Origin of the sequence: Mucilaginibacter tolerans (assembly GCF_030519375.1) — a bacterium.
In the GTDB taxonomy this organism is placed as follows: domain Bacteria; phylum Bacteroidota; class Bacteroidia; order Sphingobacteriales; family Sphingobacteriaceae; genus Mucilaginibacter.
On record NZ_JAUMKB010000025.1, the window covers coordinates 1 to 26116 of the forward strand.

Sequence of the window (26116 nt, forward strand, 5' to 3'; positions counted from 1 at the left end):
AATTCACCTACAAAAGCAGCTTTTCCAACTTTCTTTTTTAAGCCCAGGTCAACCATTCCGATTGATACAGAGTTTTGGTCAGAGGCAAAGCTGGTCCCGATATTATTGTGACCTGAAAAGTCATATTTATAATAGGTATCTACCGAACCTGAGAAAATCAGCGGCGGATCTTTTGGATCAGCTGTGGTGCCAACCTTGCCGGTATCGGCAACTGCTGATGTAGAGGCTTTGGCTGACGCGACAGCAATAACGAATAGTGATAGTAGTAAAAGTATTTTTTTCATGACAATTGTTGTTTGATTGATTTGATTTGAACTATTTGGTTTGATTTGATTGATTTGGAACATAAAATCCCCAGTAAGCATAAACTTCATGTTTTAGCAGTTATTAAGATCCTGGGAATTTTACTAAAGACTTAGAAAAATCCCGTGCGGTCAATTTTATCCTGGTTGTAAAATCTCAGACTATGTTTTAGCAACCGCACGGGATCTATGAAGAATTACAGTGCTTATTATCTATTAAGCTTCTGCAGGTAATTTAACACCTTTGTCGAATAAGCCGGTCAGGCTTACATCGTCATCCTGAGCAGGATAAACTTCGATACCATGATCGAATACATCCAGGCCGCCCAATCCTGTTTCGCCATGTTCTTCAACACGCAGTTTCCAAGGATTTGGAAGTTTATTTATAATAAACATCATGATCCCTGTAACAACAAATACAGCAGCAGCAATAGTAAATGTACCTATAGCCTGAGCTTCGAATACGCTCCAGCCACCACCGTAGAATAGACCAGTTACAGGAGCTGAGTTATCCGGACCAGTTGGGCCAGTTGCACCAAATTGACCAGAAGCGAACAGACCTAATGATAAAGTACCCCAGATACCAGCGAAACCGTGTACTGAAACAGCACCTACTGGATCGTCAATTCTGAACCACTCGATAAGGTACATACCGCCAAATACAACTAAACCTGCAACAGCACCCAATATGGTAGCACCAAGTGGGCTTACCCAGTAACAAGGACAGGTAATAGCAACCAGGCCACCAAGACAGCCGTTCAGCGTGTACCCTAAGTCAAATTTACCCTTAGTATCACCCCACCACAATGCAGCGATCATAGCAAACATACCGCCTGAGCAGGCCGCCAGAGTTGTATTGGTAGCAACACGACCAATACCTTGTACGTCCATAGCAGAAAGTGTACTACCAGGGTTAAATCCATACCAGCCGAACCATAAGATAAATGTACCTACAGCGGCAACTAACATGTTATGTCCCGGTGGCATGCCGCCTTTCTCTTTATTATCACGTTTGAATATACGTCCAATACGAGGTCCTAAAACAACTGCACCGGCTAATGATGCTATACCACCAATAGTGTGCACAACTGTTGAACCTGCGAAATCGCGGAAGCCTTGACCTAATGATTCAAAGAAGTTGCCTTTAGAACCCATTAGTGCTAAAAACCCATCAGGTCCCCAAGCCCAGTGACCTATGATTGGGTAAATAAAGCCGGTAATACCTATACTGTAAAGAATATCTCCACGGAAGCTTGTACGACCGATCATCGCACCAGAAACGATAGTTGAACAGGTGTCAGCAAAAGCGTACTGGAATATCCAGTGTGCAATTACCGGGATACCGGTGCTGCCATAAGTCTCAGGTGTGTTTTGAAGGAAGAACCATGATCCGCTGATCTTTCCTGTAGGATCTCCATGCCATCCGATGAAGCCATTGCCCCATCCGAACATGAAGGCATAGCCTACAGCATAAAACAGGATACCGCAAAGGCAGGTATCAAACACGCACTCCATCAACACATTCACTGTTTCGCGCTTGCGGGCAAAGCCTGCTTCAAGCATTACGAAACCAGCCTGCATCCCAAAAACCAGAAATGCGGCCACCAATGTCCACACTGTATTCATCGTATTCATCATCGATGTTTCCAGGTCAGTTGGTTTAGCCGGTGCGGTAGCAGCATGGGCAGCGGTAGGTAATAGTCCTGGAATAGTCATCATGGCTACCAGCACTAAACCTAATCCGATCATTTTTCCAGAAAAAATGGTCGCTCCGAGCGCCCACCTTTCACGCGTCAGTTGTCGGAGAAGACTGAACAAGTTCACTTTTGGAGATTTTACTTTCATTGTTTGTTTAATTTAGTTTGATTGATATGAACGAATTTTATGATATTTTGAATGTTTAACGCATTTAATATTAAATATATCACCTAAACTTTTAATAGAATCATACATTTTTTAAATTTTAAATATGATTTTATTAATTTTTTATGAAATTATGTATGTTTTTCAAAAAAAACAAATTTTTAATTGCCATTTTTACATAAAAACATGAAGAATTATGAAAATCATAAAAAACATGGTAAAAAATATACACATTTTGCATTATTTTCAATTAAAAAAGATCAATATCAAAGCACATCACACAAATCTGATGTAAAAATTACACCTTTTTAAATTTCAGCGGCCAACTTCTGGCTATTTTTCAAAATTTCATCAAAAAACACTTCTCAAACAGACACTTTTTGAAAAAAATTGCAAATTTTTAGCCCTTTGACGTGCCAATACCATTAAAAAGCATTGTTTGGACATGCTTTTTTTAAATTATCAGATATTTTGGCCAAATATTCTGTGTATTCTCACAGATAATTTTACTTTTGAGATAACCTTTAATTCGATAAAGATGTCAAACATTCGATTTCAGGCTTTGCGGGCTGTACTAAATAGAACCATGCCCGATGTAAAGCTACCCTCAACTAAAATCTCAGATTATTTCAATTCCAACGTATTTGACAAGCTGAAAATGAAAGAATATCTTTCAAAAGAAGCTTACCAGGTTATTATCAACTCTATTGAAAAAGGTGAGCCTATCCCCAGGGATATGGCCGAGCAGGTAGCATCGGTAATGAAATCGTGGGCAATGAGCAAAAACGCTACGCATTATACACACTGGTTTCAGCCGCTTACCGGCTCGACGGCTGAAAAGCATGATGCTTTTTTTGAACCGACCGGTGATGGCGGAGCTATCGAAGTCTTCTCGGGTGATGCTTTAGCGCAACAGGAGCCGGACGCTTCCAGCTTCCCAAGCGGGGGCATACGCAATACTTTTGAGGCGCGAGGTTACACTGCATGGGATCCTTCGTCACCTGCATTTATTATGGGGCGTACCTTGTGTATACCTACCGTATTCGTTTCTTATACCGGCGAGGCATTAGATTATAAGGTACCATTATTAAAGGCATTAAGCGCGCTGGATAAGGCTGCGGTGGATGTATGCCATTATTTCGATAAGAGCATAGAAAAAGTTAATGCATCATTAGGTATTGAGCAAGAATATTTCCTGGTTGATATAGCCTTATTTAATGCACGGCCAGATCTGTATCTAACGGGCCGTACCTTATTCGGGCACATGTCGGCAAAAAACCAGCAATTGGAAGATCATTATTTTGGTTCGATCCCTGAACGTGTATACGCCTTTATGCAGGACATGGAAACTGAAGCCCTTCAATTGGGTATTCCGCTAAAGACCCGCCATAATGAAGTTGCGCCATCGCAGTTTGAGTGCGCACCTATATATGAAGAGATCAACCTGGCGATAGATCATAACCAGTTATTGATGGACCTGATGGATCGTGTAGCAAAACGCCATAACTTTAAGGTGTTACTGCACGAAAAACCTTATGCGGGCATCAACGGATCGGGCAAGCATAATAACTGGTCAATGATCACCAATACAGGTAGAAACTTGTTGTCACCTGGCAAGACACCAAAAAACAACCTGATGTTCCTTACCTTCTTTGTAAATACCATCAGGGCCGTTTATGAACACGCCGATTTATTGCGTGCTTCTATTGCATCAGTGAATAATGATCACCGTCTTGGCGCAAATGAAGCGCCGCCTGCTATTATATCTATATTCCTGGGCAGCCAACTGAGTGATGTGCTTGATGAGATCGAAACCTCAAGAATCAGTAAGAAGATAAAGGACGATGCTTTGTTATGGCAGGGCATCCCGAAGATACCCGTAATATTAAAGGATAACACCGACCGGAACCGCACCTCTCCTTTCGCCTTTACAGGAAATAAATTTGAGTTGCGCGCCGTAGGTTCGTCAGCAAATTGCTCTGGTCCGATGACCATCTTAAATATGATAATGGCAGATCAGCTCAGAAAATTCAAGTATGACGTGGATAAGCTGATAAAAAAAGGTGAAAAGAAAGATGTTGCCTTACTAATGGTTATCAAAAAGTATATCAAGGAATCAAAAAATATACGCTTTGAGGGCAACGGTTATAGTGAGGAATGGGAAAAAGAAGCCGCAGCGAGAGGTTTGTCCAATTTTAAAACTACTCCGAAAGCACTTGATGCTATACTTTCTGAAAAATCGACCATCTTATTTGAAGACACCGGAGTATTCAGCAAAAGAGAAGCACATGCCCGTCATGAAATATTATTGGATAGCTTCTATAAGAAGTTACAGATAGAAGCCCGTGTAATTGGCGAAATAGTAACCAACGTTATCATACCGGCAGCAATAGCTTATCAAAGCAACCTGGTTGAAAATGTAAAAGGATTAAAAGATATAGGTTTGAAAGAATCCAGTTATTCTGCCCAATTGGACATTATTACAAAGATATCCGAGCATGTCAACTTTATTAAGTCAAACGTGGAGGCAATGGTGACCGAGCGAAAAAAAGCAAACATTATTGAAGATGTCCGCGAAAAGGCTATGGAGTACGATGAAAAAGTAAAAACTTTTTTTGATCCTATCCGCTATCATGTAGACAAGCTGGAGCAATTGATTGATGACGAACTTTGGCCTCTTCCTAAATTCAGAGAGCTGATATTTATTAAATAAACACCCATCAAAGCACCAATTTGATTAACCGCAATCAAATTGGTGCTTCTTATTTTCCTTTTTTTACAAGAGCCATTTGCGGGCGATAAATAATTTTCTTTCATGAAAATTATTTAATCACTTTTGCAAAGTTGAGATGTCGTTAAAAAAGCATAAAAACCTAAAAAAATACCTCGAATTTGTTGAGCTGGTAAAAAAATCACGCAAATACAGCTTGAGGAAAGTTAAAAGCTACGAGATTGTTATCCATTGGCTCAACGCTAAATTATCGCATAATCAATTTCTTATTTTTTCGGGCATACTGGTTGGATGTTCTGCTGGCCTGGCCGGAGTTGTTCTAAAATCGCTCGTTCATTATATACATTTCATCATTACCAGTAAAGTACATTTCAGTGAACAGATTATTTTTTACGGTCTGTTCCCTTTTCTGGGTATTGTGCTGACGACGCTTATTGTTATCTATTTTTTCAAGGGACAGGATCGCAAAGGCATACCGGCTATTCTCTTTGAGATTGCCCGCAACTCAAGCTTTGTATCATCTGTAAAGATGTATTCGCAGGTTATACAGAGTGCTGTAACTGTAGGTTTGGGTGGATCAGTTGGTCTCGAAAGCCCTATCGCTGTAACCGGATCGGCAATAGGTTCAAACTTCGCACAAACTTACCAGCTAAATTATAAGGACCGCACCCTATTGCTGGCCTCGGGCGCAGCAGCCGGAATTGCAGCAGCCTTTAATGCCCCGATAGCCGGGATTATGTTTGCTTTCGAGATACTATTAACCGGCGTAGTTTTTACTGATTTTATTCCGCTTGTTGTTGCAGCAGTATGCGGGAGTTTACTCTCACGTGTTATATTAAAGGAAGAAGTATTATTCAATTTCAGGGCGCGGCACGATTTTAATTACCATAATGTTCCATATTATCTTATCCTTGGCATCTTGTGTGGCTTGTATGCGAGGTATTTTATTGTGATCTCGCAACGGGTTGAGCATTTCTTTCATAGTATAAAGGTATCCAGAATTCAAAAAGCCCTTATTGGTGGTATTATTCTTTCCTTGCTTTGTCTGCTGTTGCCGCCCCTTTTCGGCGAAGGCTATGAAAGTATCAAATCATTTACCAACGGCGATATACACCATATTATAGAGCATAGTTTTTTTGACTTCATTGGTTATCAAGAGTGGGTTGTGGTAAGTTTTCTCGGACTGGTTTGTCTGTTAAAAGCCTTTGCTACCTCTGTAACCTTGTATAGCGGCGGTAACGGTGGCAACTTTGCGCCCTCATTATTTGCCGGGGGAACGCTGGGTTGCCTCTTTGCCTTTATTTGTTCGTGGATGGGAATTCAGAATGTTCCTACCATCAACCTGATCATTGTTGGAATGGCGGGGGTAATGAGTGGCGTATTATATGCCCCATTAACCGCTACGTTTCTGATAGCTGAGTCGAGCTCAGGTTATGATCTTTTTATCCCTTTGATGATCGTTTGCGTAATATCGTTCCTGATAGGCAAATGGTTTTCTCCTATCTCTCCTGACTTGAAAAAACTAGCGGATGAAGGTAAAATATTTACACGGGAGCATGATAAAAATCTTCTTTTATTGATCAATGTTGAAGAACTGATCGAACAACATGCGCTCACACTGGATATCAAGGCAACATTTCAGGATTTGATGGAAGTAGTAAAACATGGAAAACGAAACATCATTGCTGTGCTTAATGAAGGAGAGCTGGCCGGTGTAATTTTCCTCGACGACTTAAGACCTGTCCTGTTCAACCCTGATTTTCGGGAAACCGATATACTTACATTCATGAAAATACCTGTACAGGTAATAAGCAATCACGAGAATATGGTTTCTGTTATCAATAAGTTTGATGAAACATCAACCTGGGTATTGCCAGTTGTTGACGATCGGAATCAATTTCTGGGTTTTATTTCTAAATCGGCTGCTTTAAATAAGTATCGCCAGTTACTAAAAGAGTACTCTGATTTATAAAGCGGAAGTGTAGTTGTAAATGTTGTATTGGTTGTAGAAGTTGAAATAATTGACCGTTCACCACTAGCTATTCACCACTCATCACTATTCACTATATTTGCCCATGATTTCTTCGCAACGATATGATCAAAGGGGCGTATCAGCCTCAAAAGATGATGTTCACAATGCTATAAAAAACATTGACAAAGGCATTTTCCCCAAAGCTTTCTGTAAAATAATTCCAGATATATTAAACGGCGATCCGGCTTACTGCAATATTATGCATGCTGATGGAGCCGGAACCAAATCATCCCTGGCCTACAGTTACTGGAAAGAAACCGGAGACCTATCAGTTTGGCGCGGTATAGCCCAGGACGCCATTATCATGAATCTTGATGACCTGCTCTGTGTAGGCGCCATCGATAATATTCTGCTTTCATCCACTATAGGCCGTAATAAAAACCTGATACCGGGCGATGTAATCGCTGCTATTATTAATGGTACCGAAGAAATTTTAACCGAACTACGTGACGCCGGAATAGGAATATACTCTACAGGCGGCGAAACGGCTGATGTTGGCGACCTTGTGCGGACTATCATTGTCGACTCGACGGTAACCTGTCGGATGAAACGTGAAGATGTAATCTCGAACGACCGCATAAAACCGGGAGATGTAATTGTCGGTCTGGCTTCGTATGGTAAAGCCACTTACGAAAAGGAATACAATGGCGGCATGGGCTCTAATGGTTTAACATCTGCCCGTCATGATGTATTCAATAAAACTACTGCCGAAAAATTCCCCGAAAGCTACGATCATGCTGTGCCATATGAATTGGTATTCTCGGGCAGCAAAAACCTGACTGATAAAATCTCTATAGGTAATGGCGAAAGCGTAACGGCAGGTAAACTGGTTCTTTCCCCTACCCGCACCTATGCACCAATTATCAAAAAGATATTGGATACTTACCGCAGCCAGATTCATGGCATGGTGCATTGCAGTGGTGGTGCACAAACCAAAGTGCTGCATTTTATCGATAATCTGCATGTAATAAAAGATAACCTGTTCCAGGTTCCGCCACTATTTAAATTGATATACGAAGAATCCGGAACCAGCTGGCAGGAAATGTATAAAGTGTTTAATATGGGTCACCGTATGGAATTATACGTTCCGCAAGAGATCTCGTCTGACCTGATCAGCATATCCAAAAGCTTTGGCGTTGACGCACAAATTATTGGCTGTGTGGAGGCAGCCGAAAAGAAACAAGTGACCGTAAAATCGGAGTTTGGAGAGTTTGTATATAACTAATCCGATATAAGGAGCTTATATTTTTTAACAACAAAAAACCCCGGTCCATTGGAGCGGGGTTTTTTGTTGTCATGATTAATCAATATTAGTTAAATATATAACGTAAACCTAACTGAGCTTGCCAGCGCGATAATTGGCTGATATCAGTTTTGTATGAGCTGGTAACAGGTATCAGGTTGTTGGCGTCAAGATACGGGAATGAATATTTAGCCTGACCTGTAGCAGCGTCAATTCCCTGGTATTTCAACACTGCTACTGAACCATTGTTAAATCCGTTAAATGAAGTCTGGTATAAACCCCAGTTACGATTCAGGAGGTTACCAACGTTGATAATATCAAATGTTACCTCTAAAGTATTCTTTACCTTACCTGATTGTATAAAGAAATCTTGTGCAAGGTGCAAGTCTGCTCTTTTATAAGTTGGCAATATAGCTCCGTTCCTTTTAGCAAATTGACCTCTGTGTTTGCTTAGATATGGATCTTGATTGATAAAGTTATTTAACTGTGTCCATAACTGATCTGGTGTACGCAAGTCCTTTGCATCATTAGCAACTAAAATGATATCTCCTTTGCTTCTAGGGATATACATTAAATCATTATTAGCGCCATCGTTGTTAAGATCGCCGATAGCACCTGTATTACTAGCTGTTGTATAAGAAACTGCACCGTTATTTGCTGCTTCGAATATCAACCCAACAGTTGTTGCTGCATGCTTAAAGTATTCCTTTTTATAAGCAAAGGATGCAATAACACGGTTTGGTTGTACATAAGAGCTATTTGACAGATTATCAGCATTAGGGTTACCTGCAACATACCTTGTGCTCCAGATGGTTGATGCTGTTGAACCACCATCGTTCACGTCTTTAGATACCGTATGAGTATATGCTACGTTTGCATACAAGCCATTGCTGAAGCTTTTTTGCAACTGGCCGGTAATGAACCATGAATACCCTTTGTTGGTATTGGTCATGTAATAAAGACCGGTGATTGAAGGATTTTGCGCGGTTGCAGCAGAAGCAGCAGGCGTAGTATTCTTAGAATTATAACGAATCTGCCCTTCAGTTCCAGGTAATATGGTATACCCATCAGAAAGCACCAAATTTTTATGGTATATGGCATTGATGTCTTTGCTATAAGCACCTTCGATAGTTGCGATAACGCCGCCGGGTAATTTTTGGTCAACAGCCAAATTTGTTCTCCAAATTTTAGGGTATTTCAGATTTGGATCCGCAATGTCTAACTCATACGATGTGTTTGCAACAGCATTCGCTGGCCTGTTCGCATTTACGTTCGGATTGAATATCAGCTGTGCGTTTTGCGCCGGGGTATTATTTATATTACCTTTATTTATAGTATAAGAACCGAATAATACTCCATTATTTGAAGCCTGGTTAGATATCCATACAAAAGGTACTGTACCCGTGAATAATCCTGTTCCACCCCTAACTTGAGTACTTTGGTCACCTTTCACATCCCAGTTGAAGCCTAAACGAGGTGATAATTGCACCCTGTTTTTTGGTAAAACCGACGGATCAACGTGTGTTCCACCCTGGAAGGTTAAAGCAGTTGCGTTTGCGTTTTGTTGCAAAGTAGTTGGGAAATCATCGTAATCGGCCCTTATGCCGTAAGTTATACGAAGATTATCAGTTGCGTGAAATTTGTCCTGAGCATATACGCTGTAAATACCCGCCTTAATTTTTGCATAAGGGAAAGCTCCTGTTACAGAAAACCTGGTTGAATAAGCTGCCGCTGGTAAACCATTTAGGAAATCGTAAGCAGAGTTATAGGTATACAACCCATTGTAGTTTGGAGCAAAACCATTTTTATAGCTCTGGATTTGGTCGTTTGTACCAATAGTAATCTCATGCCTTCCAGCATATATCGTAAAGTCGTCAGAAAACTGTGCAATGTTTGTATTTAATATGTTATTCGCGGTAAATAACTCATAACCGAAACTAGTCATAACTGCTGATGCAGTAGTTTCAGTGACGATTCCGGTAACCGGATCACTAGTAGCAACACCATTGCCAATATCAACCATTGGAATTGCAGCGCCACCCAACGAAGCACGGTAATCGCGCAAAGCTGAGTAACCTACAGTTAATCTGTTTGACATGCTGCTGCTGATACGGGTATCCAACTCAATAATACCTATATTGAAATTATTGTTGATACGATAACCAGAACCATAAAATGGCAGGGTAGTCACACCCGGAGCACGCGTAGTATTGCTAATACCCACGATACCTGAATTACTTGCCGGCTGATCTTTATAAGATTTCAGATAGAAGTATTTTGCACTCAGCGTATTGTTCTTGTCAATATTCCAGTCAATCTTAGCTGTTAATTTGTCGCTATGAGTTTGATAGCTATAACCCTGATATGCGCCCGGGTTGTAGTGATATTTGGTGAGCAAGGTATCTCTGATCTGATTAAGCGTAGCAGCATCCGCCTGGGATACATTTGCCCCGCTTACACCCGGTGCACTTGCAACATAAGAAGTTGCAGGAGCACTAATTCTTTCCTGCTCACCAGATAAGAAGAAGAATAACTTGTTTTTGATGATCGGACCGCCAACGCTTAAACCAGTTTGACGATAAGTAAATGGCGTTTTTGTAATGTCGGTAACGCCGGCGTGATAACCAGTAAGACCAGTGCTGCGGATGTAATCATAAACGGTTCCTTTGAACTCGTTAGTGCCTGATTTAACCACAGTGTTAACCCCTGCGCCTGTAAAGTTACCCTGACGAACGTCATATGGTGCAATATCAACTTGTATCTGGTCGATAGCATCCAACGAAATTGGTTGCGAGTTAGCTTGGCCGCCTAATGTGCCTGATAACCCGAACGAGTTATTGAACAATGCACCGTCAACAGTGATGTTGTTATAGCCACTGCTGCGTCCACCAAAGTTCAACCCGTTTGCAGAAGGAGTTAATTTTGTAAAGTCCTGCAATGAACGGTTGATGGTAGGCAGACTTTCGATCTGAGCACGTGTTATGGTTTCGCGTGCACCTGTACGTGAAGAATTGATCACTTTACCCTGGGTACCAGTGATAGTCACCTCTTTAAGGTTGGTGTTGTTCTCTTCAATCCTGGCATCAATACGTTGATCCTGGCCAATTGAAAGGGTTATGCCTTCCTGGACAAAATCTTTGTAGCCAATAAATGTTATTTTAACTGTGTACGGACCACCTACTCTTAGGTTGGGTAAGTTGTAACGTCCGTCGCCGCGGCTAACGGTAGCATATACCGTTCCGGTAGGGATGTGTGTGACTGTTACAGTTGCTCCAGGTATTGCTCCCTTGCTATCGGAAACGATCCCGTTAACTGACGCAGTCGTCACACCTTGTGCATTTGCGTTCCTTATCCCAAGGAAACTGATGCTGGTTAATAATAAGGTTAAAAGTAAAAACTTCCTCATACTTGTTCTTTAGTTAATTATTGTGAATGAACTGATGTGGCGCAAAGATAAATAACAGACCACTCACCAATGTTAATTTAATATTAATATTTTTTATGAATTTCTCAACATTTAATACAATTAACACACAACTATTTAATGATATGAAAATATCCAGATCATTTTCGCATAAAACATTCATTTTTAAACCGTTGGTTAATCTATTATTTTGATAGAGTTAATATTATTTTATCTGTTCAATATGTAAAAAAAGAAGCCCCCAACGGCGGTTTTTTTCTATTCCCGCCTTTTTATTTAGCTTTGGCATCGAATTCAAAAAAAGGATAAAAACATGGACTACGATTTAATTGTAATAGGGTCTGGCCCCGGAGGATATGTAGCTGCTATACGTGCCTCACAGCTTGGCCTGAAAACTGCTATAGTTGAGAAAGAATCATTAGGTGGCATTTGCCTTAACTGGGGTTGTATTCCGACAAAGGCTTTATTAAAAAGCGCACAGGTATTTGAGTATTTAAATCATGCTCCTGATTACGGCGTGAAGGTCGCAGGTGGTGAGGTTGATTTCGAATCAGTAATAAAAAGAAGTCGTGGTGTTGCAGACGGAATGAGCAAAGGCGTTCAGTTCCTGATGAAAAAGAATAAAATTGAAGTAATAATGGGTACCGGCAAGCTAAAAGCAAAAAATACCGTTGAGGTAAAAGCTGCTGACGGTGCTACCAAATCATACACTGCAAAGCATATTATTTTAGCTACTGGCGGCCGCTCACGCGAACTTCCTAACATCAAACAGGATGGCGTAAAAGTGATCGGTTACCGTCAGGCTATGAACCTTCCAAAGCAGCCAAAGACGATGATTGTGGTTGGCTCCGGTGCTATCGGTATCGAATTTGCCTATTTTTATAATACTATTGGTACCAAAGTAACCGTTGTTGAATTCCTGGATAATATTGTTCCTTTAGAAGACGAAGAGGTTTCAAAAGGCTTAAGCCGTATCCTGAAAAAACAGGGTATCGAGATCATGACCAGTTCAAATGTTGAATCGGTAGACAGCACCGGAGATATTTGCAAAGTGAGTGTTAAGACCCCTACTGGCAATGTTTCTTTAGAAGCCGAGATCGTATTGTCCGCGGTAGGTATCAGCACTAACATTGAGGGCATTGGCCTTGAAGAGTTAGGTGTAAAAACCGACAGAGGCAAAGTTATTGTTGACGATTTTTACAAAACTAATGTAGAGGGCATTTATGCTATTGGTGATATCGTAAAAGGTCAGGCGCTGGCACACGTTGCTTCTGCAGAAGGCATCATCTGCGTAGAAAAAATAACAGGCCATAACCCTGAACCATTAAATTATAATAATATACCGGGCTGTACTTATTGCAGTCCTGAAATTGCTTCGGTTGGTTATACTGAAAAAGCCGCTAAAGAAGCCGGCTATGAGATTAAAGTGGGTAAATTCCCATTCTCTGCATCAGGAAAGGCGTCCGCCGCAGGCGCTAAAGATGGCTTTGTAAAAGTGATCTTTGATGCAAAATACGGTGAGTTCCTTGGCGCACACATGCTGGGCCATAACGTAACTGAAATGATTGCAGAAGTGGTTACCGCCCGCAAACTGGAAACTACCGGTCACGAGATCATCAAATCGGTTCACCCTCACCCAACCATGAGCGAGGCAGTGATGGAAGCTGCTGCAGAAGCTTACGGTGAGTGTATTCATTTATAAGAGCTGATAGTTGATGGTTCATAGTTCATGGATTGTTCCTGCTATGAACCATCGACTATGATCTATGAACCAATCTATGAAACTCCACACCATCGATACCGGCTTTTTTAAACTAGATGGCGGGGCTATGTTTGGCGTCGTTCCTAAAACTATCTGGAACAAAACAAATCCGGCTGACGAGAACAACCTGTGTACCTGGGCCATGCGTTGTTTACTGGTTGAAGACGGAGACCGGTTGATATTAATCGATACAGGAATCGGTGATAAGCAGGACGCAAAATTCTTCAGTTACTATTATCTTCATGGTGATGCAAGTTTAACCTCGTCTCTCGCCAAACTTGGTTTTACAACGGATGATATTACCGATGTTTTCCTCACCCACCTGCATTTCGATCATGTTGGCGGTGCGGTAAAGAGACAGGGCGAAAAACTGGTGCCCACTTTTAAAAACGCCACCTATTGGAGCAACCAACAGCATTGGGATTGGGCCATTAACCCTAACGATCGGGAAAAAGCGTCCTTTTTAAAAGAAAACATATTGCCTATACAGGAGAGCGGACAGCTAAAGTTTATTGACGCCAGAGATGGTACCCATTTTATGAAAAGTTTTGATGTCCGCTTTGTTTACGGTCACACCGATGCTATGATGCTGCCGTTGGTGAGTTACAATGGCAGAAAAATATTGTATATGGCTGATCTTCTGCCATCTGTCGGCCATCTACCTCTACCCTATGTGATGGCGTACGATATGTTTCCTTTAACAACCCTCAATGAAAAGAAAATATTTTTAACCGAAGCCTTGGAAAAGGAATATATTTTGTATTTTGAGCACGATCCTGTGAACGAATGCTGTACATTACAACAGACTGAAAGAGGTATAAGGGTTAAAGAAACTTTCAAGCTAAACGAACTGTAAACCAAATAGTTAACAAATCAATTTTTAAGTTTAAAAAGCTACTTATTTTAATTTGAATGTAAAGATAGGTTAGGTTGTTTTTTTTTCATAACAATTTTGTACCTTTGCGCGTTCAATTCTAAATTAAGAATTGAGGTAATAAATATAGATGAGACAACTCAAAATAACCCAATCTATTACCAATCGCGAATCACAATCGCTTGATAAATATCTTCACGAAATTGGTAAAGTTGACTTAATCACTGCTGAAGAAGAAGTAATTCTGGCACAAAAGATCAGAGAGGGCGATCAGGCGGCTCTTGAAAGACTAACAAAGACCAATCTGCGCTTTGTTGTGTCAGTTGCAAAACAATATCAGAATCAGGGCCTTACACTAGGCGACCTGATAAACGAAGGCAATTTGGGCCTTATTAAAGCGGCAAAGCGTTTTGACGAAACTAAGGGTTTCAAGTTCATCTCCTATGCCGTATGGTGGATTCGTCAGTCCATATTACAGGCTATTGCAGAGCAATCTCGTATTGTTCGTTTACCATTGAACCAGGTGGGTTCATTGAGTAAGATCAGCAAGGCGTTCTCAAAACTTGAACAAGAGTATGAGCGCGAGCCATCGCCCGAAGAATTGGCCGATATGCTGGAAACTACTGTGGACAAGATCTCTGATACATTAAGTAATTCAGGGCGTCATGTTTCTATGGATGCTCCGTTTGTACAAGGCGAAGAAAATACTTTGCTTGATGTATTGGAAAACCAGGAACCGAACACCGACTCTATTTTGATCAACGAGTCGCTGTCTGAAGAGATTAAACGTTCGCTTTCAACGCTTACCGAGCGTGAGCGCGAGATCATCGTATTATTCTTCGGACTAGGTACCAACCATCCGCTTTCGCTGGAAGAAATTGGCGAGAAATTCAATCTGACACGCGAACGCGTTCGTCAGATAAAAGACAAAGCGCTGCAACGATTGAGACATACGTCCAGAAGTAAAATTCTGAAATCATATTTAGGTTAATCCTTTGAGGCCCCCGGCAAACCACCGGGGGTTTTTATTTCTATTGTATAAATATCCTTTCTCCTCGATTTGTATTGGGGCATGTTCAAATAAGATCATTTGCTAACCAATAAATTGCACAATTTACCTCAATTAACCCGTGCTATTTTTGATTCTTGAAACCTCAATTTAGCTTCAATCACATTGAATAATTGATAATTTAAAAGTACATTTATCAGCTAAACATAATTTGTTATGACTATCCCTATTTACCAGGCTGATGCTTTTACAAATCGCCTTTTCGGAGGGAATCCGGCCGCTATTTGTCCGCTTAATGAATGGCTGCCTGACGAAACAATGCAAAAGATAGCCGCGGAAAATAACCTGGCCGAAACAGCCTTTTTTGTAAAGAATGATGATGGTTATAAACTTAGATGGTTTACGCCAGCTTATGAGATCGACTTGTGCGGACATGCTACACTGGCCTCAGCACACATCATATTTACGGAACTGGAGTACAAAGGCGATGTCATAAATTTTGAGACGGTAAAGGCAGGGACCTTGACTATAAAAAAGGATGGCAGCAAGTACACTATGAATTTCCCGTCACGCCCACCTATTCCTATTGAATTGCCTAATGGTCTGTCAGAAGCATTAGGGGAGAAAACTCCTGTTGCGGCCTATCGTTCGAGGGATTATTTTGTAGTTTATCAATCGGAGGATGATATCGTGGATATCTCTCCTGATTTCTTTGCTTTATCAAAACTGGATACAGTTGGCGTAATAGTGACCGCCCCCGGTAAGACTGTCGATTTTGTTTCGCGCTTCTTTGCTCCAGGTGCCGGCATACCCGAAGACCCGGTAACAGGTTCGGCCCATTGCAACCTTATACCCTATTGGGCCAGCAAATTGGGAAAAGATAAATTACACGCTTACCAACTATCATCGCGTAAAGGTGAACTCTGGTGCGAAAACAAGGGTGAACGCGTGCTAATGAGCGGCAATGCCGTCACCTATTTAAAAGGAGAAATATTTATTTGAGCTTAAAGCAAAAAGGTAAAATCTGAAAGCTAAGAATTTTAAAAAAACCTTTCAGCTTTATGCTTTTAGCTTTCAGCGTATAAAAAAGCAGGTTAATGCAGCTTAGCAAATTAGAGATTAAGGGATTTAAGAGCTTCGGCGATAAGATAACGATCAATTTTAATGAGGGCGTTACGGCTATTGTGGGTCCGAATGGCTGCGGTAAATCCAATGTAGTTGACGCTATCCGGTGGGTATTGGGCGAACAAAGTACCCGTATGCTCCGTTCCGAAAAAATGGAGAACATTATATTCAATGGTAGCAAAAATCGCAAGGCCGCTAACCTGGCCGAGGTTTCGCTCACTTTTGATAATACCAAAAACATACTTCCTACAGAGTATTCGCAGGTTACTGTAACCCGTAAGCTTTATCGCGCGGGTGAGAGTGAATACCGGCTGAATGACGTTCAATGCCGTTTAAAGGACATCACTGATCTTTTCCTTGATACAGGTATCGGGGCTGACTCTTACTCTATTATCGAGTTGAAAATGATCGACGAGATCATCAATAACAAGGAAGGTTCTCGCCGAAATCTATTTGAGGAAGCATCCGGCATATCCAAATATAAACTCCGCAAAAAACAAACTTTCAATAAACTGAAAGATACCGAAGCCGATCTGGAGCGTGTAGAGGATTTGTTGTCAGAGATCGAAAAAAATCTTAAAACCTTAGAGAACCAGGCAAAAAAGACAGAACGCTATTACAGGCTTAAGGAGCAATATAAAACCTTGAGCGTCATGCTGGCTTCTTTCAAGATCATCTCTTTTAGCGAATCGCTGAATAAGATCGACGAACAGGAGCAGAAACAACATGGTGAGAAACTGGGTATCGTAGCCCAAATAGATAGCCTGGAGGCAGGTCTGCAACAGCAAAAACTGGATAGTCTGACAAAAGAAAAAAATCTATCGACCCAACAAAAAGCTACTAACGAGTATGTTTCCAAGATCAGGGCTTATGAGAGCGAGAAAAAGATCAAAAACGAGCATCTTAAATTCCAACAGGACAAAGAAGGAAGGTTAAATGAAGAGTTAGAACGTGACCGCAATCAATTGAATCACGTTTTATATAATATCAAACGCCTTGCCGAAGAAAAGGCACAGGAAGATGAGAACCTTGAAGTTATACGAGTTTTGGTGAGCGATCTGAAACTAGCTGTTGACGAACTGCGCGAGCAACAAGGATCAGCCCGCGCAGAACTAAATGAGCTGACCAGCATTAATAACCGCTTGCAAAACCAGATCTACAAAACCGAAAAAGACATCGATATTTTGCAGATACAGGAGCAGGCCTTAGAGCAGGAAAGTCAACGGAACATTGAGGATGCGACCAGTAAAGAGGCGGAACTTTCGCATTTTACCCAGGTAGTTGCAGGGCTGCAAAGCCGGGCCGAGTCGATGGAAAAAGACCTGGAAACACTTGTCGAATTTGAGAATAAACTACAACAACAAATAAAAGATACTGTAGCTGAATCGGAAATTGCAAAGGACACCATCATTAAAGAAAGTCGTAAACTGGATGCCAAACAAAACGAGTATAACCTTACCAAAAGCATGGTGGACAGCCTGGAAGGCTTCCCTGAATCCATCCGTTTTCTGAAAAAGACTGCAGGCTGGGCTAAAAGTGCTCCCTTGTTCAGTGATATACTTTTTTGCCAGGAAGAATACCGGGTTGCCATAGAAAACTACCTTGAGCCATTGATGAACTACTATGTAGTTGAAAATTATGACGAAGCAATTTCAGCTATCAATCTATTGAGCAATTCATCAAAAGGCCGTGCCCAGTTTTTTGTACTAAGCAATTACGACAATTCAGGTATTACTCCTGCACCAATTGCAGATGCCATACCTGCTTTAAGTGTAATAGAAGTTGAAAAACGATACCTCGGTCTCTGCAATCATTTATTGAAAAATGTTTACCTGGTAAATGATTCAACGGAAAATGACCTGAATAATACTGCAATTCATGGTGATCTTGTTCTGATTGGCAAGAGTGGTAAGTTCAATAAATCGAAATTTACTATGGCCGGCGGCTCCGTTGGCTTGTTTGAGGGTAAGCGTATCGGTCGCGCTAAAAACCTGGAAAATCTGGCTAAAGAGATCAAAACTATTGACAATGGGTTGATCAATCTTCGCCATAAAGCGGAAGAACTGCAGAGTAAACTGACGGCATTAAAAGCCGCAGGCAAAAGTAGTGAGATCAATCAGCAGCAACAAGACCTTAATCGTCTCAATACAGAGTTGATCACCGTAAAAACGCGGCAGGAACAATACCAGGCCTTTATTGAGAACAGCCGCAACCGGAAAGAGGATATAGCACAAAAGATAAATAGCATTAAAGACGACATGCTGCGTTTACAGCCCGAGCTTGCGGAACTGAAAACACAAAAGGATATTCAAAGCGATCTGCTTAATGAAAAGCAATTGACGTTTAATGAGTTGAACGAATACACCTCCGTGCAATCAAACCGATACAATCAGGAAAATATCCGTTTTCATCAGCAGCAGAATAAAGTGTCTGGATTGGTGAAGGACATGGACTATCGCGAAACTCAGAAAGAAAGTCTCGAAAGCCGGATTACACAAAACAGTACAGAGCTGGAGAAAGTAAAGCAGGCAATCGGCGAAAACCTGGCACAGGCAGGGCATTCCGATGAAGATCTACTGGAAATGTATAGCCAAAAGGACGAACTTGAAAAAGCCACTCAGCAAGCTGAACAGGAATATTATACCTGGCGCGGCAAAATCACCGAAACAGAAAATGATATAACAGCACTGCGTCGTAAAAAGGATCAGGCGGAAGTGATTGAAAATGAGCTGAAAGATCAAAAGAATAACCTGAAGATTGAGCTGAACGCATTAAAGGAAAGGTTATCAGTAGAGTTTAATATCGACATCAACGAATTGCTGGACACTGGAGCGCCCGAAAATGAAAATGAAGGTGATCTGCGTGAAAAAACCGACAAGTTAAAACGGCAACTGGATGAATTCGGGCCAATTAACCCATTAGCTGTTGAAGCTTATAATGAGATGAACCAGCGTTTTGAGTTTATTCAATCGCAGAAGAAAGACTTACTCGAAGCAAAAGCATCATTACTGAAGACTATCCAGGAAATTGATGACACAGCGCGAGAAAAATTCATGACAGCATTTACCAATGTGCGGGAAAACTTTATCAAAGTATTCCGTTCACTGTTCAATGAAGAGGACTCTTGCGATCTGATATTAACTGATCCTGAAAATCCATTAGAATCTGATATCGATATTATAGCCCGTCCAAAAGGGAAACGGCCGTTATCCATCAATCAACTTTCGGGCGGTGAGAAAACATTGACCGCGACTGCTATTCTTTTTTCGCTTTATCTGCTCAAACCTGCCCCATTCTGTATTTTTGATGAGGTGGATGCACCATTGGATGATACCAATATTGATAAATTCAATAATATCATACGCGAATTCTCGGGACAATCACAATTCATCATCGTATCCCACAATAAAAGAACCATTGCCAGCACCGATGTAATTTACGGAGTGACAATGGTTGAACAGGGAATATCACGGGTTGTTCCTGTAGATCTCAGGGAGCTTGCTGATTAACCAAAAACGAAAGGCGTAAAGTAATACTCTATGCCTTTGTGACACCTATCAATCAAAAATCTTATTTTTTCTTCTTGATGTTATTAAAGATCATGCCAGTAAATTTATGCTGATCCATTTTATGCGCTGCAGCAGTTTGTACAGCCATGGAGAAAGTACCATATTTTGCCTGAACGCTTTGTATTGCCTGAGTTTTTACGGCATAGGTGCCTGTTTTAACATAATTTAAAACGTGCGCCAAAAGCCCCTCTGTCGGATCACCAAAGTCTTTAGTCACATCGTCGTAGTCTGCTACACCAGGATAGGTACTTGTGCCAGGCGTAAATCCACCATAATATCCTCCCTGACCTGCTGAGTTTTGAGTATAAAATTCGGGAACATACATTTGGTACTTATTAATATCTATGTCGAAGAAACCTACTGGTTTGCCATAGCTTGTTTCACCTATAAACTGTACGTCCATAACCGGGCGCAGATTGTTAATGGTCAACTCACTTGCTGATGCGGTTGACCCGGTGATGATAAAGAATACCCTGTTCACATTTAATGATCCTGCCTTGGTGAAGTTAACCGCATTATCTGCAACAGAATAGCTAAACTGACCATAATTGTAATCCTGGCCTGTTGTTTGATCCTTTCGCCATTGGTTTTTCAATAAAACTTCTTTCCCATTGGTTAGTATATCATTATAGTAAGTGTTATACATTAAAGTACCTGATTTTGAAGAAGGGACGATCAGGTTATCAATATGCTCTGCAGTCGATACATATCCACCGCCATTATAACGAAGGTCAACTACCAGGTCCGTAACACCCTGCGCTGCAAAATCAGCAAACACTGGATCAAGTTTTGGATCAGCGTTAGCACCTGAAGTAAAACTGTTGAATACGATATAGCCTACTTTATGCCCGTTGCCCTGATCAAATACGGTATCTTTTAAAACAGGGTTAACTGTATAAGTAGATACATTCATATTTGCAACAGTGAGTGTGGTACCATCCGGCTTCTTTAAGGTCATTGAGATGGTATTACTATTGGAATAAGCATTGATTACGAAATTAAGATTGGTACTGTTTCCATAACCAGGTCCATCATATGATACGCTTGAATTGCCGTTGATGCTGGTTATCTGGTAACCGCGTTTGATACCTGCCAGATCAGCAGGAGAACCCGGGTAAACATATTTTACACGCAAGTCATTAACCAGATTATAAAATGGAGCAAAGCCAAAATCACCATGAACGCCGTTTAATTCTCCCGAAACAGTTCCGTCGTCTATAAAAGAATATTTGGCTTCTCCGGGGCCGTCTGAATAATATTCATAGGGCTGGCTCGTAGCAGGGTTGATCGCATACTGTGAGATAGCGTTAACCTCGTTGGTTAATGCAGTAATATCATCGGCTCCAGTAAATGATCTTGGGTTAAATGTTGCATATGTAGGTAAAGAATTGTACCACAAATAATCTTCTTTAGCATACAAAAACACCGAATCTTTAATCTTATCAAGTGTGGTTCCGGGAGCATCTGGCCCCACAGGTGATGGGTTACTTTTCTTATTGCTCTTACAAGCAGTAAAAAACAAAACGCCAAGAGCAAAAGTTAAGTAAAAAAATCTTTTCATGTTGTAGTAGTTATGACTCTGAAATATCTTGACTTAAACGAAATATACAAAATTATGTTATAGTCAGACCTCTGAAAACTCTATTGGTTTAATTAAATCTACACCGGAAGCATCTGCGCATTGTCGGTCCACATCTGAATTTCCGATCATCAAAATATTTCGTCGTTGTAAGTTATGGTTTTTTATCAGTAAATCCAAGCTATCGGTTTCGGGCTTGGGCGCTATCTCATCCGCAAAATAACAGGTAAGATAAGGCTCGAGCCCATGCCATTCCGTTTGTTTTATCTTATTTAGCTGCTGTTCAGGAGTACCATTGGTAAGGATAAAAATCTTCTTACGGTCAATCACTATATCCTGCATAAAAACAAGCAAAGCTTCATCCAGTAACAGTTTTAAAGGTAATTTGGCAGTAATATTCAAATGCTTAAAGTTTTGCCTGTATTTCTCATCAAGCCCCAGTTTTTCCTTCAGGCGATCAAAAACGACCTCCTTCCCTTCTGCTAAGTACGTATCCACCATAAATGAGGTTGCTTCTTTAGCGTCGATCATCTCCGTGTATTCCAAAAAAGCAGTAAAGAGGTAGTAAATTTGATACAAGTAGTCTTTCTCTGGATAAAGAACATCATCCAGCTCAAATATAAAGGCATCTTTGCGTGGATCGATCTCGCTATATTTTATCATCAGCAGTCTCTATTTGTATATCGTATTCGCCAAACAATTGTTTTGCATTCTGTAACAACTCTTTTTCTTCTTCGCGCAGAGCGTATACATTACTGATACCTTTATCAAGGCATAAAGCCAACACCTGGTGTGTATAGGCAGAATTTTTAGGATTGGGCAGGGCAATCACTTTACCCGATCTAACCAATATATCAGGCAATTCGATATAATCACCCAATATCACATCATCTTTATTCAACGCGTTTTTCAATCGGTATGCTTCTGCTGTTGCGGCTGCTGTAATAAGCGTATACACTTTTGTTTATTGAACAATTAAACCATCTTTCATCAGCACTTTCCTGTCGGATAACTCGGCCAGATGTTCGTTATGCGTAACTATCACAAAGGTTTGATGAAACTCATCCCTTAATTCACTGAATAAATGATGTAATTCGTTGGCATTGGTTGAATCCAGGTTACCTGATGGCTCATCTGCAAAAATCATTGCCGGATTATTAACCAATGCACGCGCAACGGCCACTCTTTGCTGTTCGCCGCCCGAAAGCTGACCAGGCTTATGTGTCATCCTGTCTTTTAACCCCAACCTATTTAGTAATAGCTGTGCTTTTTTTTCGGCGACTACCCGGTTATCACCAGCTATCAATGCCGGGATACATACGTTCTCGAGCGCATTAAATTCGACAAGCAGGTGGTGAAATTGGAATACAAAGCCGATCTGTTTGTTCCTGAACGCACTCAGATCTTTGTTATTAAGCTTACTAACATCCGTATTACCAATAACCACACTTCCCGAATCAGGTTTATCGAGCGTACCCAATATATTTAATAATGAGCTCTTCCCTGCACCTGACGCTCCGACAATAGTAACGATCTCTCCTTTTTTTACTTCAAAATCTACCCCTTTCAATATCTTAAGCTGTCCGTATGATTTATGTATAGCGTGGGCCTTGAGCATGGGTAATTCGTTGTAAAGTTGGAACGTTTTAAGGTTGTAAAGTTATTTTTTTTGCCTCAATTTTCGCTATTTGTTAATGTAAATCCATTTTTTCAAGTTATTCTGATCTCTTCCGAGATTTCAGCCTTTCAACTTTACAACATTTCAACAAAAAGAATTAGCTTTGGCGCAAATTCTTCACACAACATGAATATTCACGAATACCAGGGTAAAGCCATTTTAAAAAGCTTTGGAGTAAGGGTGCAGGAAGGCATTGTTGCCGATACTGTTGAACAGGCAGCCGCAGCCGCTCAAAAATTAAAGGGAGATTTAGGATCAAGTTGGGTAGTAATTAAAGCGCAAATACATGCCGGCGGTCGCGGTAAAGGCGGTGGCGTTAAGCTGGCAAAAAACATGGATGAGGTTAGGGAAAAAGCAGCAGCCATTTTAGGCATGCAATTGGTAACCCCGCAAACCGGCCCTGAAGGCAAAAAAGTACATAAGGTATTAGTAGCCCAGGATGTTTATTATCCGGGAGAAAGTGAAACGAAAGAATTCTACGTAAGTGTATTGCTTGACCGCGCAAAAGGCCGCAATATTGTAATGTATTCTACAGAGGGTGGTATGGATATCGAGCATGTAGCTGAACATACCCCTCACCTGATATTTAAAGAAGAAATTGATCCGAAAGTAGGTTTACAGCCATTTCAGGCACGTAAGATTGCTTTTAATCTAGGCCTTTCGGGTGATGCCTTTAAAGACATGGTGAAATTTGTGACTGCTTTGTATAAAGCTTATGATGCGACAGATTCATCTCTGTTCGAAATCAACCCTGTTTTAAAAACATCTGACAATAAAATATTAGCTGTGGACGCTAAAGTAAACCTGGATGATAACGGTTTATTCCGTCACCCGGATTTTGCTGACCTGCGCGACTTCCATGAAGAAGATCCTAACGAAGTTGAAGCCAGCAAATCAAACCTTAACTATGTGAAACTTGACGGAAACGTTGGTTGTATGGTAAACGGCGCCGGTTTGGCAATGGCTACAATGGATATAATCAAGCTTGCCGGTGGTGAGCCTGCCAACTTTCTTGACGTAGGCGGTACGGCCAATGCTGAAACTGTTAAGGCTGCTTTCAATATTATCCTTAAAGATCCGAATGTAAAAGCTATCCTGATCAACATTTTCGGAGGTATCGTTCGTTGTGACCGTGTGGCACAAGGTGTGATTGATGCTTATAAGGAATTAGGAAATATCAAGGTTCCTATCATCGTTCGTCTGCAAGGTACAAATGCTGAAGAAGCTAAAAAGTTGATCGATGAATCAGGTTTGAAAGTGTACTCTGCTATCCTGCTGAAAGAAGCTGCTCAACGTGTAGAGGAAGTGTTGAAGAAGTAGTAGTTAGAGATCAGTTAACTAGTTAATCAGAGATTAGTTTCTATAGTCGAAATTCAACATTCGAAATCCGATATTAAAAAGAGCCCTTAACGGGCTTTTTTTATTGCCTTCATGTTCAGGTAATATTTAAAATAAAGATTTGTTCTATTAACTGATTTCATTGTTTCATATGAACAAAAACCACACTGATGGGTTAAAGTCTATACGATTTGTCGACAAAATGTAATCTTCGAAAATAAAATAGATGTTTAAACATATATTATTTACCTTTGATTCATAAAACAATCATTAAAGATCATGGAAACACAAACAGCAACAAAATGGGCAATTGACCCAATGCATTCCGAAGTACAGTTTAAGGTTAAACACCTTGTTATCTCAACTGTAAGTGGTTTCTTCAAAAGTTTTGAAGGAACAGTAGAATCTGAAAATGAAGATTTCCAGGACGCGAAAATCAACTTCTCTATTGATATCAATAGCATCGATACCAACCAGACCATGCGTGATGAGCACCTGAAAGGTCCTGAGTTTTTTGAATCTGAAAAATATCCACATATCAAATTTCAGTCAACTTCTTTCAAGAAAACTGATGATGACGAATATGAATTAAAGGGCGATCTGACTATTAAAGACGTTACTAAGCCAGTTAAACTTGATGTTGAATTCGGCGGTTCAGCTACTGATTTTTATGGTAACACCAAAGCTGGTTTCGAAATCACTGGCAAAATCAATCGTAAAGAGTTTGGTTTAACCTGGGACGGCGTAACAGAAGCAGGCTCAGTAGTAGTTGGCGAAGATATTAAGCTGACCATCAACGCACAGCTTACAAAACAACAGTAATTTTAGTTAGATTGAGTTGATTGGTTGATTAAGTTGATTGATTGACTTACATAAGATTATTTGAAGGCCATTTGTGAAAACAATTGGCTTTTTCTTTTTTAAAGCTGTCAGAGGGTATATTTGTTAAATCACTATGCTAATAAAGATATATCCCGAAAACCCAAACCCGAAAGCAATTGAACAGATAGCCGACGTACTTCGTCGCGGTGGATTGATCATCTATCCTACTGATACCGTTTACGGTTTGGGCTGCGATATTACCAATCAAAAAGCTATTGAAAAGATATGCCAGATCAGGCGGATCAAACCGGAGAAAGCCAATTTCTCATTTATCTGCTATGACCTGAGCCATATATCGGATTATATCAAACCAATTGACAATGCCACGTTTCGCGTACTTAAAAAGGCTTTACCGGGACCATTTACCTTTATTTTTAATGCAAATCACAACGTACCGAAGCTATTAAGTTCTAATAAAAAAACAGTGGGTATCCGCGTTCCGGACAATAGTATAGCACGCGAGATAGTAAGAGTGCTGGGCCATCCGATACTTTCAACATCTATCCACGATGATGATGATATCATTGAATATTCTACCGATCCTGAACTGATTGAAGAGAAATATGAAGATCAGGTTGATATTGTAATTGATGGTGGTTATGGTGGAAATATACCATCAACTGTTGTGGATTGTACCCAAGGTGAATTTGAAGTTGTTCGTGAGGGTAAGGGGGATTTGGAGTTGTATTTGTAAGAATTACTTGA

Annotated in this window: 18 protein-coding genes; 11 read left to right on the forward strand and 7 right to left on the reverse strand. The window is 40.7% G+C overall.

The features are described 5' to 3' along the window. Together Q3A68_RS21780 and Q3A68_RS21785 are read right to left on the reverse strand one after the other, a co-directional pair. The coding region (locus Q3A68_RS21780; protein ID WP_302903258.1) for an outer membrane beta-barrel protein at window positions 1-284 on the reverse strand (284 nt) is incomplete at its 3' end. A gap of 234 nt (window positions 285-518) precedes the next feature. Beyond that, window positions 519-2147: an ammonium transporter gene (locus Q3A68_RS21785; RefSeq protein ID WP_302903259.1), complete on the reverse strand. Its 1629-nt coding sequence runs from the start codon at window positions 2145-2147 to the stop codon at window positions 519-521. Window positions 2148-2703: 556 nt separating this feature from the next. Between Q3A68_RS21785 and Q3A68_RS21790 the strand changes: the two genes are divergently transcribed. The 3 genes from Q3A68_RS21790 to Q3A68_RS21800 all read left to right on the forward strand — a co-directional run bounded on the left by Q3A68_RS21790 (window position 2704) and on the right by Q3A68_RS21800 (window position 8153). Next, window positions 2704-4878: a glutamine synthetase III family protein gene (locus tag Q3A68_RS21790; protein ID WP_302903260.1), complete on the forward strand. Its 2175-nt coding sequence runs from the start codon at window positions 2704-2706 to the stop codon at window positions 4876-4878. A gap of 136 nt (window positions 4879-5014) precedes the next feature. After that, complete coding sequence (locus tag Q3A68_RS21795; protein ID WP_302903261.1) at window positions 5015-6868, forward strand: chloride channel protein; 1854 nt, start codon at window positions 5015-5017, stop codon at window positions 6866-6868. Between the two features lie 103 nt (window positions 6869-6971). Then, window positions 6972-8153, forward strand: a complete 1182-nt coding sequence (locus Q3A68_RS21800; RefSeq protein WP_302903262.1) for an AIR synthase related protein — start codon at window positions 6972-6974, stop codon at window positions 8151-8153. Between the two features lie 85 nt (window positions 8154-8238). Here the strand turns inward: Q3A68_RS21800 and Q3A68_RS21805 are convergent, their stop codons facing one another. After that, window positions 8239-11577 carry a TonB-dependent receptor gene (locus Q3A68_RS21805; protein WP_302903263.1) on the reverse strand — a complete coding sequence of 1113 codons (3339 nt, stop codon included), beginning with the start codon at window positions 11575-11577 and terminating at the stop codon, window positions 8239-8241. Window positions 11578-11908: 331 nt separating this feature from the next. On the opposite strand from Q3A68_RS21805, the gene lpdA reads away from it, so the two are divergent. The 5 genes from lpdA (at window position 11909) to smc (ending at window position 19874) form a co-directional block, all read left to right on the forward strand. Then, complete coding sequence (gene lpdA / locus Q3A68_RS21810) at window positions 11909-13297, forward strand: dihydrolipoyl dehydrogenase (RefSeq protein WP_302903264.1); 1389 nt, start codon at window positions 11909-11911, stop codon at window positions 13295-13297. A 76-nt stretch (window positions 13298-13373) separates the two neighbouring features. Continuing rightward, complete coding sequence (locus tag Q3A68_RS21815; protein WP_302903265.1) at window positions 13374-14213, forward strand: MBL fold metallo-hydrolase; 840 nt, start codon at window positions 13374-13376, stop codon at window positions 14211-14213. 148 nt (window positions 14214-14361) lie between these two features. After that, window positions 14362-15222, forward strand: coding sequence for a sigma-70 family RNA polymerase sigma factor (locus Q3A68_RS21820; RefSeq protein WP_094570678.1), 861 nt, complete (start codon window positions 14362-14364; stop codon window positions 15220-15222). Between the two features lie 234 nt (window positions 15223-15456). Beyond that, window positions 15457-16242, forward strand: a complete 786-nt coding sequence (locus Q3A68_RS21825; protein ID WP_302903266.1) for a PhzF family phenazine biosynthesis protein — start codon at window positions 15457-15459, stop codon at window positions 16240-16242. Window positions 16243-16337: 95 nt separating this feature from the next. Then, window positions 16338-19874 carry a chromosome segregation protein SMC gene (gene smc, locus Q3A68_RS21830; protein ID WP_302903267.1) on the forward strand — a complete coding sequence of 1179 codons (3537 nt, stop codon included), beginning with the start codon at window positions 16338-16340 and terminating at the stop codon, window positions 19872-19874. A gap of 61 nt (window positions 19875-19935) precedes the next feature. Here smc and Q3A68_RS21835 read toward each other — a convergent pair whose 3' ends face one another. The 4 genes from Q3A68_RS21835 to Q3A68_RS21850 form a co-directional block, all read right to left on the reverse strand. Next, a complete protein-coding gene (locus Q3A68_RS21835; protein ID WP_302903268.1) occupies window positions 19936-21495 on the reverse strand; it encodes a S41 family peptidase in 1560 nt (519 codons plus the stop codon). A gap of 63 nt (window positions 21496-21558) precedes the next feature. After that, window positions 21559-22176 carry an HAD hydrolase-like protein gene (locus Q3A68_RS21840; protein ID WP_302903269.1) on the reverse strand — a complete coding sequence of 206 codons (618 nt, stop codon included), beginning with the start codon at window positions 22174-22176 and terminating at the stop codon, window positions 21559-21561. Further along, window positions 22163-22471 carry a hypothetical protein gene (locus Q3A68_RS21845; RefSeq protein WP_302903270.1) on the reverse strand — a complete coding sequence of 103 codons (309 nt, stop codon included), beginning with the start codon at window positions 22469-22471 and terminating at the stop codon, window positions 22163-22165. The genes Q3A68_RS21840 and Q3A68_RS21845 overlap by 14 nt, the downstream gene beginning before the upstream one ends. Before the next feature lie 6 nt (window positions 22472-22477). Continuing rightward, window positions 22478-23131: an ABC transporter ATP-binding protein gene (locus Q3A68_RS21850; protein WP_302903271.1), complete on the reverse strand. Its 654-nt coding sequence runs from the start codon at window positions 23129-23131 to the stop codon at window positions 22478-22480. Between the two features lie 186 nt (window positions 23132-23317). On the opposite strand from Q3A68_RS21850, the gene sucC reads away from it, so the two are divergent. The 3 genes from sucC (at window position 23318) to Q3A68_RS21865 (ending at window position 26105) form a co-directional block, all read left to right on the forward strand. Then, complete coding sequence (gene sucC, locus Q3A68_RS21855; protein ID WP_302903272.1) at window positions 23318-24511, forward strand: ADP-forming succinate--CoA ligase subunit beta; 1194 nt, start codon at window positions 23318-23320, stop codon at window positions 24509-24511. Between the two features lie 297 nt (window positions 24512-24808). After that, complete coding sequence (locus Q3A68_RS21860; protein ID WP_302903273.1) at window positions 24809-25351, forward strand: YceI family protein; 543 nt, start codon at window positions 24809-24811, stop codon at window positions 25349-25351. 133 nt (window positions 25352-25484) lie between these two features. Next, window positions 25485-26105, forward strand: a complete 621-nt coding sequence (locus Q3A68_RS21865) for an L-threonylcarbamoyladenylate synthase (protein ID WP_302903274.1) — start codon at window positions 25485-25487, stop codon at window positions 26103-26105. Window positions 26106-26116: the final 11 nt, after the last annotated feature.

Bases quoted from the DNA above. Each gene is read 5' to 3' on its own strand.
- Q3A68_RS21860 (WP_302903273.1), top strand. From the start codon at position 24,809: ATGGAAACACAAACAGCAACAAAATGGGCAATTGACCCAATGCATTCC.
- Q3A68_RS21815 (WP_302903265.1), top strand. From the start codon at position 13,374: ATGAAACTCCACACCATCGATACCGGCTTTTTTAAACTAGATGGCGGG.
- Q3A68_RS21790 (WP_302903260.1), top strand. From the start codon at position 2,704: ATGTCAAACATTCGATTTCAGGCTTTGCGGGCTGTACTAAATAGAACC.
- Q3A68_RS21820 (WP_094570678.1), top strand. From the start codon at position 14,362: ATGAGACAACTCAAAATAACCCAATCTATTACCAATCGCGAATCACAA.
- Q3A68_RS21835 (WP_302903268.1), bottom strand. From the start codon at position 21,495: ATGAAAAGATTTTTTTACTTAACTTTTGCTCTTGGCGTTTTGTTTTTT.
- smc (WP_302903267.1), top strand. From the start codon at position 16,338: ATGCAGCTTAGCAAATTAGAGATTAAGGGATTTAAGAGCTTCGGCGAT.
- Q3A68_RS21800 (WP_302903262.1), top strand. From the start codon at position 6,972: ATGATTTCTTCGCAACGATATGATCAAAGGGGCGTATCAGCCTCAAAA.
- Q3A68_RS21795 (WP_302903261.1), top strand. From the start codon at position 5,015: ATGTCGTTAAAAAAGCATAAAAACCTAAAAAAATACCTCGAATTTGTT.
- lpdA (WP_302903264.1), top strand. From the start codon at position 11,909: ATGGACTACGATTTAATTGTAATAGGGTCTGGCCCCGGAGGATATGTA.
- Q3A68_RS21850 (WP_302903271.1), bottom strand. From the start codon at position 23,131: ATGCTCAAGGCCCACGCTATACATAAATCATACGGACAGCTTAAGATA.
- Q3A68_RS21785 (WP_302903259.1), bottom strand. From the start codon at position 2,147: ATGAAAGTAAAATCTCCAAAAGTGAACTTGTTCAGTCTTCTCCGACAA.
- sucC (WP_302903272.1), top strand. From the start codon at position 23,318: ATGAATATTCACGAATACCAGGGTAAAGCCATTTTAAAAAGCTTTGGA.
- Q3A68_RS21805 (WP_302903263.1), bottom strand. From the start codon at position 11,577: ATGAGGAAGTTTTTACTTTTAACCTTATTATTAACCAGCATCAGTTTC.
- Q3A68_RS21865 (WP_302903274.1), top strand. From the start codon at position 25,485: ATGCTAATAAAGATATATCCCGAAAACCCAAACCCGAAAGCAATTGAA.
- Q3A68_RS21840 (WP_302903269.1), bottom strand. From the start codon at position 22,176: ATGATAAAATATAGCGAGATCGATCCACGCAAAGATGCCTTTATATTT.
- Q3A68_RS21825 (WP_302903266.1), top strand. From the start codon at position 15,457: ATGACTATCCCTATTTACCAGGCTGATGCTTTTACAAATCGCCTTTTC.